Below are 12,520 nucleotides of genomic sequence, written 5' to 3' on the forward strand. Positions count from 1 at the left end.
TGAACAATTTGAACAATTTGAACCATTTGAACCATTTGAACCATTTGAACCATTTGAACAACTTGAACAATTTGAACCCCTTGAACCCCTTGAACTAAAATTGAATAATGATTCGCTTAGCTTTATTTCTTTTATTGGTAATAACACCACAGCATGTTATTGATTCACAGGAGGATTGTGATAAAATAATTTTGCTGGGCGTTGAAGCCATGAATAATAAAGACCACGTTAAATCACTCGAACTTCTAACACAGGTTAAGACAGTCGCCGAGGAGCACCAATGGTACCAGCAGCTCTTTCTTGCGGTTAACAATATTGGGGTTAATTACTACTCAATGCTTGATTATGGCGAAGCACTCAATAACTATCTGAGCGCATATACCATAGCAATCAAACACCTGTCAGAAGATCAGGAGATGATAGTATTGAATAATATAGCCGTGTTGTACCTGAAAGACCGGCAGTTTGCAAAAGCTGAGGAGTATGTGCGTAAAGCTTATCAGATAGCCAAAAGTACCAACACAAAATCAAGGATTGGTATGTATGCCATAAATGTTGGTATTGTCGCCAATGAGCAGGGGAATGCAAGGGAAGCCCGCAAATACATTGACGAAGCAATAGAACTTGTTAAGGATAATCCTGAATTGCTTGAGCATGCCGACATGGCCCTTGCTGAAAATCACCTTTTGAGCAAAAACTACAAAGAAGCGGCCGGTATAGCTCAACACATTATTAATGAGGGTACTTACAGCTGGAATAAGATACCTGCATTTATCATACTGTCAAAAGTAGATGAAGCCGACGGGCATCTTGATAAAGCTATTTACCATTGCAGGATGGCATTAACTGCTAATCCAACCACCGAAGATAAAATAACAATTTACGAGCGGCTCTCTTACCTTTATCAAAAGACAAATCTGCTTCACCAGGCTTTGGTTTCCAAAGACTCGGTGCTGAAATCAAGTGCACAGTTAAACGATATCAGGAATGGCAGGTTATTTGAAACAAACAGGGTAAAGTTTGAAATTCAGAATTACCAGAAGGAATCGCAAAAAAACCTTGAAAAGATAAAATCTGAACGAAGGACATTCTACATCATCATCAGCGTTGCCTTATTAATTATTCTGATCATAACCTGGGCATTGCGCAGCAGTTCAACAAAAAACAAACAGAAAAAAGAAATTCTGCGGCTTGAACTTGAAAAGAGAAATTCTGATAATTTACTTCTTGAAAAGCAACTGCGTGAAAAAGAGACCATTGCCTTGTTAGAGGAAGAACGGTTAAAAAATGAAATAGAAATAAGGAACCGAAAGCTTGCGGTAAAGGCCCTGAACCTGTCGCACAGAAATGAAGTGATTGAAGATATAATTGAATCTCTCGGAAAACTTCCTGAAATTTCCGGTAATAACAAGTTAATGGCACATCTTCAGGAACTTAAAGGCCAGTTGAAGAGTGATGCTGAACTGAAGGACTTTTTTACCCATTTTGAAGAAGTCAACAGTGGAATACTGACCATCCTTAAGCAAAAGCACCCTGTACTTAATTCAAATGATATAAGGTTTTTATCGTACATCTATATCAACCTCAGCACTAAAGAGATTTCTTCTTTACTCAATATCACGCCTGAAGCATGCAGGAAAAGAAAAGAACGAATACTCCGCAAACTGGAACTTCCCGATGATACTGAACTGTTTGACTACATTTCAGGTTTCGTAAATTAATTGATGTCACACTTTTTCCGTACTACTGTCATAGTATTTCCTCAACAATTTTACTGGTTTACTGTCATAAATACAGAATATTGTGTTTTCAAACCAAAAATAACTGAAATGAAAAAATTACTACTTAGCTTCTTGTTATGTTTTCCACTTTTGGTGACTGAACTTTATGCCCAAATGGAAATCGTTGGTTCTTCTGAATACGGGAGGATTTTCGACATCAATTATGATCCCCTCGTAGAAAATAAACTTTACGCTGTAACGCTTGGTAATCATATTCTGCAATCAACCGATAATGGAGTTACCTGGCAAATTCTCTATTCATATCCTGAAACAAATGTTTCAATAAAGTCGCTTCGCATGCTACCCGGTAACCAGGCCAGCTTCTATATTACGTATGGCGAAGTCGATAAAATAATTATTCTCGATCTTGCTTCACTGGAAGTATTAAGGGAATACGTGTTACCCAAACCTGCTGATTCAGAGAAAGAATGGATTTCAGCCTACAGCCTGTGGAAGAATAATCCTGATACCGCCATGGTTTTGCAGGGCTTTAAAATTGGCTTTGCCAATTTTGCTAAAGTCTATTACACAACTGATGGTGGTAAAACCTGGGATGAAATTTATTACAATGTCGATTACAACGAAGTCTTTCCAAATAATGTTGCCATAAGTGCTTCTGATCCTCAGAAATTATTCATTATGAGAGGAATGGGACCAACTGATGTGGATGGAGGACTGTTTGTGTCAAACGATGCCGGTGCAACCTGGAACGAGATGCTTCAGGGAAATGCACTCTTTGCCATTTCATTCAATCCTGCTAATCCTGATGAAGTGCTCCTTGGTACTTTTATCCAGAACGAGGATCAGGATGAAAACCTTTACAGGTCAACTGACGGTGGCGATACATGGAATATTATCCCTGTAAACTGGACCGACCAGATTCAGGACAATATCAATGCGATCGTTTACAATCCCCTCGATCCCAATAATATTATCATTCTTGAAGAGAATGAAATGGTTATTACCCATGACAATTTTGCCACTCATGAAATATTCGTTTATCCTGATTTTGATACTTACACTTACTATTATGGCTTAACAGCTTCTTTTAACCCATTCAATGTAAATGAAGTATTCGTAAATGGGGACTATTACCCATTCTTTTCAACAAACGGTGGTGAAACCCTCACAAGGGTACTTAACCCTTATTTTGTAACAACAGGCAATGTTGATATTTCTGATACTGACGAAGCCCATCTTTATTACAGTGTTCAATACGGATATGTACACCGTGACCTTTCAACAGGTATTGACACCCCTTACGGAGTTATGCCTCTTGATTATATGACAATCTCCGGAACTTCACCGGTTATTGCTGATCCCCTGCTTGCCGGAAGGGTTTATACCTACCAGTCATCTTTTATGGGAAACGACCTGAAGGTAAGTAACGATCACGGAAATACCACTTTTCCGGTACTTAACGGATTTAGTCCCACCCTTCATACAGTTGTCAGTGATCCTGCAAATCCTGATATTATCTGGGCCTCGCTTTCGTATTATGGTGAAACTCCTGAAGTTTATAAAATTGATTTTACCGATCAGTCAAACGTTCAGAGTGTGTTGATTACCCTGCCGTACCAGGATATGGTGACAGGTATTTACATTGACCGGGCCAATTCACTGAATATTACAATGGCTGTCGGAACAAAGGTGTTTAAATCAGCCGATGGTGGTAATACCTGGGTTGAATCAACCGGATTAGATGAATTGGTTGCTTACCAGGATCTTATTATGAAGTTGGCAAATAACCCAATTAATGAACAGCAGTTAACTATCGCTACCAATAAAGGCATTTTTACATCAATGGATGCCGGTGCAACATGGACAAAAATATTGGACGGCCTTTTCCACAATGTAGTCCACTCAACTGATGTTGATGGTCATATTGTTGCTGTCACCAATGTTTCACAAATTTCGGAATCTTCTTTTGCCTTTACCAATGACAACGGGCTAACCTGGGCACAGGTTTCAAACGCTGGCCTCATGTATTTGCAGGCTACCACTTCGGCAGTGAAATTTGACGGACAAATGGCTGATATCTATCTGGGAACCGACGATATCGGACTGGTTAAGTACACCGTCGATATTAATACAGTTGGAACAACCAATGTGCCTGTTACCAACGAAATCAGCGTTTATCCGAACCCAACAACAAAAAACCTGACAATTTCAGGAATTGAAATTGGTACTCCTGTGGCGATATTCGACTTATCGGGCCGCTTACTGATGACAATCAACAATCAGCCGCTGCTTGATCTGTCTGATTTAGAAACCGGAGCATACATACTTAAATCAACCGGCCAGAACGGTAAAAGTGTTCATGCTAAATTCATTAAGAGATAGGGCTGGGATTAAACATTAATTAAGATTAACGTGTTATTCGCCCTCACTTCTTCCCGGCAAGGGACGGGGTGAGGGCGATTGATTTATTTCTTCCCCTGCAAGGGACTGGGTGAGGGCGATCGATCTCTTCTTCCCCTGCAATGGATTGGGTGAATGCGATTGATTTACTTCTTTCCGGCAAGGGACCGGGTGAGGGCGATTGATTTCTAAGCATGATTCGATTGCTTCGGCAGCTGAAACATACAAGCGCTTCATAGCGTTTAAGTTATAAAAGATAACGTCATTGAAAACTGAAAAAATGAAAGCCAGGATAATTTTCGTAGTTCTATTCTTCCTATCTATTGCTTCCTATGCCCAAAGCACTCTTTACAAACCCTTTGAAGTCGACCTGGGACTGGTATTTGCCTTTCCCACCAACAACGACCTCAAACTCGGGGCTGGTGCTTATATTGAGCCCAAATACAATGTAACCGACAATATTTCGGTGGGCTTTAAATCGGAGGTGGTGATTATTTCCTCCCGCGAAATACTCATTGATGGCGATGTGGTTGAAGTCAGCGCCACAGGGGTAACCAGCTTTCTGCTCACAGGCGATTATTACTTCACCACCACAACCATCCGCCCGTTTGTTGGGCTTGGTACCGGTGTTTATATCCTGGGCGATATAGATTATGTGAGTGATGCCATTTCAACCGCCCACCTCGGCAACCGGTTCGGCCTGGCACCAAGGGCAGGAGTGGTGGCCGGCCACTTCAGGCTGGGCCTTGAATACAACATCATCCCCGGTGTCGAAAAAATCAAATCCAAAGATTATGTAGGATTAAAAATCGGATTTGAAATAGGGGGAGGGAAGAAGTAGATACTTTTTCCTTCGGTCACTGAGCAAAAGCAGTACGTCGAAGTGTTCCTTCACTTTAGCCTTTAGCCTTTAGCCTTTAGCCTTTAGCCTTTGAGTTTTTCTAAGCCTTTAGCCATTAATCCGATGAATCTCAATAATCTTATCATCCCCTGTTTTCGGGTCACCGCGGCCGTCTTTGTTGGAGGTTGAAATGAATACCCGGCCATCTTTTGACACACATACATCGCGCAATCTCCCATAGTCGCCATCGTAAATGGTGGTGGTTTTGGTAACCGACATCCCATCGGCCGAAAGGTGGTGTATGATGAGTCTGCCGGCTTTCAGCGAAGTCACAATCAGTGAATTCTTCCAGTCGGGGAACTTATCGCTGTTGTAGTAAGCAATTCCGGCCAATGCCAGGGTAGGGGTGTAGGCGTAAATGGGCTCACGCACATTCTTCGACTGGCAAAATGCAGTTTCTTCCGGGGTGTCACATTTGCCTTTCACATCAGGCCAGCCATAATTGCGGCCCCTTTCAATGATGTTGATCTCATCGTCTGATTCAGGCCCATGCTCTGAAGAATACAATATCCCTGAAGGCGAAAAGTCCAACCCCTGTGCATTCCTCGATCCCAGGGCATAAACATAACTTCCGGTAAACGGATTATCGGTCGGAATACTTCCATCATCATTTATCCGCAAAATCTTACCGTTCAGCGAATTCAAATCCTGAGCCCGGGGCATCTCACCACCGTCACCCATCGTCATATACAACTTCCCGTCAGGACCAAACAGCAACCGCGAGCCATCATGGTAAGTATTGCCCGGTATATTGTCAATCAGCGTCACAGGCTGGGTCAACTTGTCATTGGCATAATTATACCGCACCAGCCTTTCCCTGATTGCCATACCCGATGTGTAGTTGTAACTCACGTACACATAAGGATTTGACTGAAAATCGGGGTGCAGTGCCATACCCAGCAACCCCGATTCACCCTGGTTGGTGACGTTTATCTCAAGTAAAACGGTTATTTTCTTCGTTTCAGGATTTACCCTGCTGATTCTGCCGGTACGCTCAGTCATCCAAATGCAATTATCAGGCCCCCACAAAATCTCCCATGGCACTTCCAGTCCCCTGGCTATTACAGTGGTATCCTTATCCTGGTTATTGTCATTATTCTGGCTCTCAAGCCGTTTATTGCATGCTATTAACAAAAAAGCAGGCAAAACAATCAGCAGCAGATTGAAAGGCTTATGCGGAAGGATAGATTTTGACAGACGGTGGATTTCCATATTTACTTTAATTTATAGGCGAGTACGCTGTTTTTATTGAATGTAGGGATGTACAGAATGCGGTCGTAAGGGTCAAACTCAATATCGGCAGCATTTGTTTCAAGCGGGGTACCATCAAACAAAAGCAACTTAGGCTGGCCCTGCTGCAACAAATACACATGCCCGCTCCAGTCCGAAATCAGGTACGTGCTGTCGCCAACACCCTTAAGCCCATCAATAGGACCTGTACTGTCAATAAAAGTTGTCATCGTCTTTGTAGTCAGGTCAAGCGCTGCCAGCCGGTTATCCTGTCCGCACAGCAGCCTGCCTGTTTCATAAAACAAGCCATTGGTTGGCCCTGCATCCGACTGGTAGAGAATATCCATAACCCCGTTAAAGATTTCAAATAAGTAGTTCCCTTTACTGTCAGATACGAATATTCGACCATCAGCCCCGATAGCTATATCATTCAGGTTCTCAGCTTTAGGATGTTTATACCGGTGGGTGATTTTGGCAGAAGTCACATCAATCTCCACCACCTCGTCAATATTGGTCACATACAGTTTACCCTGCACCATCCCCATCCCCTTGGGCGCGCTCATATCCTCCACCCAGTTATAATTAACAATATCACCATCCGGTTTATGCCGTGTAATATAACCGTTATTGTCCTTCTCCCAGGGATGCTCATTAATACTCGAAACATAAAGCATCTTTTCAGAAGGATCATACAACACCGACTCAGGCGTATGCAGTCCCGCCTTTGTTTCCCAGAGTTTCTCCAGGCGTTCATTTAAATAAATCTCCTGCGCATCTCCATTTGGGAGGTTTAGTAACAGGGCGAAAAGTGATAAGAGGATGAGTTTCATTTTGTTATATTTTGGTTTTAAGCATTCAGCAGTCAGCACTCAGGATAAGCTCAAAGGCTAAAGGCTAAAGGCTAAAGGCTAAAGGCTAAAGGCTAAAGTGGCTTTTTGGAAGCCTTTGGCAGCATTTAGAAGTCAGCATCGGCGCTTAGCGCTTAGCACTCAGCATTCAGAACTCAGAACTCAGAACTCAAAACTCAGAACTCAGAACTCAGAACCGAGAACTGAGAACTGAGAACCCTTTGCCCTCAGCCCTCCGCGCTTAGCTCTTCGCTTTAAAAAACAAACGTTTCACATGTAGAAAAGTTAAATTGAAACAGCCAGGTGTAATTGGTAGTGAAAAAGTATTATCTTTGCGCCTCTTAAATGCGGATATGGCGTAATTGGTAGCCGCGCCAGACTTAGGATCTGGTGCCGAGAGGCGTAGGAGTTCGAGTCTCCTTATCCGCACAACCCTTCGGGGAATAAATTTGAAATTTGAGATTTGAGATTTGAAATTCAGATTCAGATTCAGATTCAAGATTCAGATTCAAAATTACAGATTCTGGTTTCAAAATTCAAGATTCAAAAATTCCAAAGTTTTACTTCCTTTATTTCATTTCCTTGTGTTTTTTTCATTATTGCTGCTTCGCTTGTGTTGCTGTTTATAGCATTTAGCTTATTTGGCTGAATTCTGATTGGGTATTTTGAATCTATATTAATTTGCCATACATTCGTTCCGTTTATGCACCTATCTGCTTTTCCAGTGGCTGAACACTGAAGGCTGAGTGCTGACAGCCTGAATACTCTGAAAAACAATTAACCTGAAATGAAGAGGATAATTTTATATATCGCTTTGATAATTTCTTTAACCGGATTATTTTCAGTTTATTCTTTCGGGCAAAAATCTCAAGGCATCTCTTTCGATAAAAACTACCCTTTTGTGCAAAATGGTATCAATGGCATAGTGTCCTTCCCACAGGATGACGGTTATATCATGGCAATGGCTGCACGTCATTACGATGTTTTTTATCTGACACTCATCAGGACCAATCTGTATGGTGACACCTTGTGGGTAAAATATATGGATATTGGTATGGAGACCAATGTGCCCGAAGTGAAATATGGCGTATCAGATCCTGATGGAAACATCTATATTACAGTCACTCATGCTGATTACAGTCTGTTAAAGATTGATCCGGATGGGAATTTTTTATGGGGCAGAGGAATCCAGAATATCAACATGCCACCCGTATTTGCAAATGGTTCTCTCTGGCTTTGTATAAAAATTTCATCCAACTGTTACATGGTTAAATTAAACCCGGTCGATGGTGAAAATGAAGAAATGAACCTGCTTTTCTCAAATCCTGACTGGTGGCCTTCCTCACTTTCCGTGAACGATAACGGAGATGTGGTTATTGCTGTTCTTGATGAATTTCCTTTCATGTTACATTATGTCACTAACATGATATTCTCAAAACCTGCTGATTCTACCACATTCTCATATACAATTCTCGATCTCCAAAACAATTTCATTTATCTTGATAAGATGAAAAACAGCGGCAGCGACCTGCTGGGTATAGCGCACTTTCCGGTAGCATACAGCTATTCTTTCGATGAGAATTTTATCGTGAGATTTACTGCTTCAGGTATGGTTCTGCTTGATCAGGAATTGTCATTTTCAGCCGACTCTTCATTTGTCATTGATTTTGTTATAAATAGCGAAGAACAAGCTTTATTGCTATGCTGGGTAAACGACAATTCATCAAGAAGGTATGAATTGCTTTGTATGGATACAACCGGAACTATTGCCTGGAGTAAAACACTCCCTGATCATGTTTATCAAAGTATAAATAACTGTAATGACGGAGGGTATATTATTACGGGCGAAGACTCATCCGCAAATGATTATCCCTTTCTTTTGAAAACTGATTCACAAGGCATTGTGAGTGTTGACCATACCAGGCCTCCGTTAGCGGCAATCAATACATTCCCTGTTCCCGCCACCAAAAGTGTCACTTTTGATGTGCCGGGAATGCAGCATAGTTTGCTGACGATATGCGATGTTTATGGAAAGCCGGTTACTTACGTTGAAATACGCAATGGTCAGGGCCAACTGAATACCCTTTCACTCAAACCCGGAGTCTATTTTTGTACATCTGATGCGGGTGTCTCATGCAAAATCATCATCACCAAATAGCCAAAACCAATAACCAATGAACCACAACCAATCAAACAACACCAATCACTGCCTGCTTCATTCAGTTTTAAAACGATCTGCAATTGTTCTTGTACTTTTATGGATGACTGTAAGTTCTGCATTCAGCCAGGTTGATGAAACCAGGAACTATGTGTATTTCTTCTCTGATTCAGTACTTTATGGACGGATTGTTGAGTTGAGATCACCCATGTTTGGCGGCAGCTTTCTGATGTGCGATTCAATTAAAGTCTCAAAGGATTTCGTTAAATTCTTCAAAGGCGAGACCGGCTTCTATGCAAATACCATAAACATTAACAGTTCAGGAACATCCACTTTTTGCCAGAGGATCCGCAAAGGAAAAATAAATCTCTATGAAAGAGATGTAACATCATACAGTCCGGGATTTTACAGCCCCGGATTCGGGGGACCGGGTATGTACTCATCAGGAATGGTAACCAGGAATATCAAAAATTACTACAATATAGGATTTGGCGATTTAAAGAAGGCGAAATACAAAAACCTGTTGGTTGACCTTTCCGATAATCCTGAAAGCATGATGCACTTAACAAAGTATAAGTCAGTCAGGAAAACGGAAACCATTCTTGGCGTAGTAGGGGGAGTTGCTGTCGCTACAGGCCTGGTTGCAGTAATCGCCACCACCAACCACAATAACGGTTTATCAAAATCCAACACCACCCCAGGTGTAGTTACAATGCTTGCTGGTGCCGGATGTATGTGGGTCAGTTATTTTTATTCGCTTTCGAAGCCTAAGCACTTGAGACAGGCGATTGATGCTTACAATAAGTAGACAGGGACAAGCTCAAAGGCAATGGTTCGACAAGCTCCATAACCGGGTTAAAGGCAATGGTTGGACAAGCTCACCAACGGGAGCTAAAAAACCAGGCCCGGCATCGTAGAGATGCGGGCATGGCTTGAAAGAATTCCCAATAAAATTAAAGCGATAGGATGGAGGCTGAAACTACTTTTTAGGCTTTTTGAAAGTGCCGCTTTTAGGATCCCATACTTCACCTGCTTTAGCACCTTTAGCAGCTTCTTTCTTAGCTGCACGCTTAGCACGACGCTCCCATTGTTTCTGAAGATAATGTTCAACTACCATACGGGTCTCGTCGGTAACTGTTATCTGAGCTTTGCTGTCTTTTTCCATTGTTTCAAAATTTAAGCGCGCAAATGTATTAAAAAACATTCACTTTATCGCAATAATTGAATAACATAACACCTCCGAAGGTCCCCCTCCGAAAAACATGACGCTTCCGACGGTCCCCGAGTGAAGCTCTGCGCCTGAAAATCAATTGAGCGAAGCTCAAATTGATTAAGGCGCCCGAGCGCAATCGAGGGGCGGTGGGATTAAGGGAAAAAGCAAAATAGACTGAACCTCCCATCGGGTAAAAACTCCCTTCAAAGTTTTTTTTGTATGAGATACATTTTCTATATTTGTTAAATCTTAACTCAACCTTTTGAGAACCATGGCGCAGTATTTAATTACTATGTTTGATCACTGGAAAACCTCCACAGCCAAAGTACTCACCGTAATCTCAGCGCTTATATTTCTTGCATCATTTTTCCTGCCATCCAGATTAGATGAAGTAGGTTGGGCATTCTTTTTCAATCATATTAATATTGCTTATCATTTTTTAGCGCTATCACTATTCCCAATCATTGTCATTCTTTTCTTTTTAAAAAGGCGTCTGATTGCTTTTTATTTATCGGCATTTCTTATTCTGACACAAATCAAATGGTTTGAATACACAATCTCATATTTAATATCCGGCGAACCATTAAACATGTTGTCATCCTGGTGGTTTCAGAAATTCTTAATTTACTTATTATTTGCCTTCTGGTTAATCTTTCAGGCAACTCGGAATAAGTCATGGAAATGGTACACTTATTTCTTATCAATTGTACTTTTCGGCCTCTTTTTCATCACTGAAAATAATTGCAGAGTTCAGTTTTACGGCGATGTGGGCATTGTGAAGAATAACCTAAGAGTATGGTTTGAAAACTGCGCCATGGTTTATGCCTGGTACACTTCACTTATCATGGTCAATTTTGCAATTTTCTATGAAATTAAAAGCAGGGATGAAGAGGTTTCTCGCTTCGCTCGAAATGACGGCTTTGTATCAGGTTTTTAGTGGAAAAAGCAGTTAGTGCCGGTAAAGCCGGCACTAACTGCTTTTTCCTTCCACTCATCCAAAGAATGCTCGTCATTTCGAGCGCAGCGAGAAACCTTTTCGATCAACCAAGCATATCTTTTTTGTATGAGATACATTTCTTATATTTGTTAAATCTTAACTCAACCTCATGAAAAAACTCATTCTTGCGCTTTTAGTAATTGTTCTGGTATCATGTTCAAAAGAAGAAAATAAACCGGCTTCTGCCAAAGAACTTATTACCGGTAAAACCTGGACTCATCAGGGCTTTATTAATGATTTGAATATGAACCAGCTACCCGACGATACATTAACCGGCAGGTTGAACTTATCCTTGAAGTTCGGCACTGATAACCATCTGATGTATACCCTTAACGGAGAATCGCAAGACGTTACCTGGGCCTTTATACTCAACGAAACAGCAATAGAAATTACCGGCCTCCAATTTGACTCAACAATTGTTCACGGACAACCGGTTAGTGACCTGATGATCAAAACGCTCAATCAGGACAGCCTTGTTTTTTACGGCACGACAGAGCAATACCCTGAGATGATTACGTTCAACGTTTTTAAGTAAGGGAAACGCAAGCTTTCTCGCATGACGATTTAAAACGAAAACGTTGTTAAGAGAGTTACCTTAAGGTGGAAGATTCGCCCTGCCTGCCCTCTTTCGCTTAATCCCACCGCCCCTCGATTGCGCTTTGGCATTGTAACTTGCAGCTTCGCTGCTGTTACAACACCAGCTCCACTCGGGGACCGTCGCACGGAAGATGTTTTGTGGAACTCCGGTCCCCAACCCAAAACACGACCCATGCGACGGTCCCCGAGTGAAGCTCTGCGCCTGAAAATCAATTGAGCGAAGCTCAAATTGATTAAGGCGCCCGAGCGCAATCGAGGGGCGGTGGGATGAAGGGAGGGAGCAGAATAGACCAAACCTCCCCATTGGCCAAAAACTATCTTCAAAGTTTTTTTTGTATGAGAAGCTTTTTCTATATTTGTTGCACTAAGGCGAATAATATTGACTAGTTTATTTAATTAACCTGTTACACCAATATTCTATAATAGATGAGAAA

11 protein-coding genes and 1 tRNA gene are annotated in these 12,520 nt (G+C 41.6%); 8 read left to right on the forward strand and 4 right to left on the reverse strand.

The genetic code is table 11. The features are described from left to right. Positions 1-107 precede the first annotated feature (107 nt). Both VK179_13945 and VK179_13950 read left to right on the forward strand, forming a co-directional pair. Positions 108-1,721 (forward strand): tetratricopeptide repeat protein, encoded by a 1,614-nt coding sequence (locus tag VK179_13945; GenBank protein HLO59845.1) that lies wholly within the window; start codon positions 108-110, stop codon positions 1,719-1,721. A gap of 108 nt (positions 1,722-1,829) precedes the next feature. Continuing rightward, the gene (locus tag VK179_13950; protein ID HLO59846.1) at positions 1,830-4,124 is read left to right on the forward strand and encodes a T9SS type A sorting domain-containing protein; all 2,295 of its coding nucleotides are present in this window, start codon (positions 1,830-1,832) and stop codon (positions 4,122-4,124) included. Between the two features lie 33 nt (positions 4,125-4,157). Here VK179_13950 and VK179_13955 read toward each other — a convergent pair whose 3' ends face one another. Continuing rightward, positions 4,158-4,379, reverse strand: coding sequence for a hypothetical protein (locus VK179_13955; protein HLO59847.1), 222 nt, complete (start codon positions 4,377-4,379; stop codon positions 4,158-4,160). Between the two features lie 43 nt (positions 4,380-4,422). Here VK179_13955 and VK179_13960 point away from each other — a divergent pair, with 43 nt between their 5' ends. Further along, positions 4,423-4,983, forward strand: a complete 561-nt coding sequence (locus VK179_13960; GenBank protein HLO59848.1) for an OmpW family outer membrane protein — start codon at positions 4,423-4,425, stop codon at positions 4,981-4,983. Positions 4,984-5,091: 108 nt separating this feature from the next. On the opposite strand, the gene VK179_13965 is transcribed toward VK179_13960, so the two are convergent. Together VK179_13965 and VK179_13970 are read right to left on the reverse strand one after the other, a co-directional pair. Further along, positions 5,092-6,255 carry a PQQ-dependent sugar dehydrogenase gene (locus VK179_13965; GenBank protein ID HLO59849.1) on the reverse strand — a complete coding sequence of 388 codons (1,164 nt, stop codon included), beginning with the start codon at positions 6,253-6,255 and terminating at the stop codon, positions 5,092-5,094. Between the two features lie 2 nt (positions 6,256-6,257). Beyond that, the gene (locus tag VK179_13970) at positions 6,258-7,103 is read right to left on the reverse strand and encodes a hypothetical protein (GenBank protein HLO59850.1); all 846 of its coding nucleotides are present in this window, start codon (positions 7,101-7,103) and stop codon (positions 6,258-6,260) included. A gap of 365 nt (positions 7,104-7,468) precedes the next feature. On the opposite strand from VK179_13970, the gene VK179_13975 reads away from it, so the two are divergent. The 3 genes from VK179_13975 (at position 7,469) to VK179_13985 (ending at position 10,087) form a co-directional block, all read left to right on the forward strand. Then, a tRNA-Leu gene (locus VK179_13975) sits at positions 7,469-7,550 on the forward strand. A gap of 358 nt (positions 7,551-7,908) precedes the next feature. After that, positions 7,909-9,279, forward strand: coding sequence for a hypothetical protein (locus VK179_13980; GenBank protein HLO59851.1), 1,371 nt, complete (start codon positions 7,909-7,911; stop codon positions 9,277-9,279). Between the two features lie 16 nt (positions 9,280-9,295). Next, positions 9,296-10,087 (forward strand): hypothetical protein, encoded by a 792-nt coding sequence (locus VK179_13985; protein ID HLO59852.1) that lies wholly within the window; start codon positions 9,296-9,298, stop codon positions 10,085-10,087. 171 nt (positions 10,088-10,258) lie between these two features. Here VK179_13985 and VK179_13990 read toward each other — a convergent pair whose 3' ends face one another. Beyond that, positions 10,259-10,444, reverse strand: coding sequence for a hypothetical protein (locus VK179_13990; GenBank protein ID HLO59853.1), 186 nt, complete (start codon positions 10,442-10,444; stop codon positions 10,259-10,261). A 319-nt stretch (positions 10,445-10,763) separates the two neighbouring features. On the opposite strand from VK179_13990, the gene VK179_13995 reads away from it, so the two are divergent. Together VK179_13995 and VK179_14000 are read left to right on the forward strand one after the other, a co-directional pair. Further along, positions 10,764-11,429: a hypothetical protein gene (locus VK179_13995; GenBank protein ID HLO59854.1), complete on the forward strand. Its 666-nt coding sequence runs from the start codon at positions 10,764-10,766 to the stop codon at positions 11,427-11,429. Positions 11,430-11,598: 169 nt separating this feature from the next. Beyond that, on the forward strand, positions 11,599-12,024 hold the full coding sequence (locus tag VK179_14000) for a hypothetical protein (protein ID HLO59855.1): 426 nt from the start codon (positions 11,599-11,601) through the stop codon (positions 12,022-12,024). The last annotated feature ends 496 nt before the right edge of the window (positions 12,025-12,520 follow it).

It is taken from the genome of Bacteroidales bacterium, assembly GCA_035299085.1.
In the GTDB taxonomy this organism is placed as follows: Bacteria; Bacteroidota; Bacteroidia; order Bacteroidales; family UBA10428; genus UBA5072.

What these genes read in the sequence shown, in the direction of transcription:
- VK179_13945 (HLO59845.1), top strand. Translation starts at nt 108, where the DNA reads ATGATTCGCTTAGCTTTATTTCTTTTATTGGTAATAACACCACAGCAT.
- VK179_13950 (HLO59846.1), top strand. Translation starts at nt 1,830, where the DNA reads ATGAAAAAATTACTACTTAGCTTCTTGTTATGTTTTCCACTTTTGGTG.
- VK179_13955 (HLO59847.1), bottom strand. Translation starts at nt 4,379, where the DNA reads ATGAAGCGCTTGTATGTTTCAGCTGCCGAAGCAATCGAATCATGCTTA.
- VK179_13960 (HLO59848.1), top strand. Translation starts at nt 4,423, where the DNA reads ATGAAAGCCAGGATAATTTTCGTAGTTCTATTCTTCCTATCTATTGCT.
- VK179_13965 (HLO59849.1), bottom strand. Translation starts at nt 6,255, where the DNA reads ATGGAAATCCACCGTCTGTCAAAATCTATCCTTCCGCATAAGCCTTTC.
- VK179_13970 (HLO59850.1), bottom strand. Translation starts at nt 7,103, where the DNA reads ATGAAACTCATCCTCTTATCACTTTTCGCCCTGTTACTAAACCTCCCA.
- VK179_13980 (HLO59851.1), top strand. Translation starts at nt 7,909, where the DNA reads ATGAAGAGGATAATTTTATATATCGCTTTGATAATTTCTTTAACCGGA.
- VK179_13985 (HLO59852.1), top strand. Translation starts at nt 9,296, where the DNA reads ATGAACCACAACCAATCAAACAACACCAATCACTGCCTGCTTCATTCA.
- VK179_13990 (HLO59853.1), bottom strand. Translation starts at nt 10,444, where the DNA reads ATGGAAAAAGACAGCAAAGCTCAGATAACAGTTACCGACGAGACCCGT.
- VK179_13995 (HLO59854.1), top strand. Translation starts at nt 10,764, where the DNA reads ATGGCGCAGTATTTAATTACTATGTTTGATCACTGGAAAACCTCCACA.
- VK179_14000 (HLO59855.1), top strand. Translation starts at nt 11,599, where the DNA reads ATGAAAAAACTCATTCTTGCGCTTTTAGTAATTGTTCTGGTATCATGT.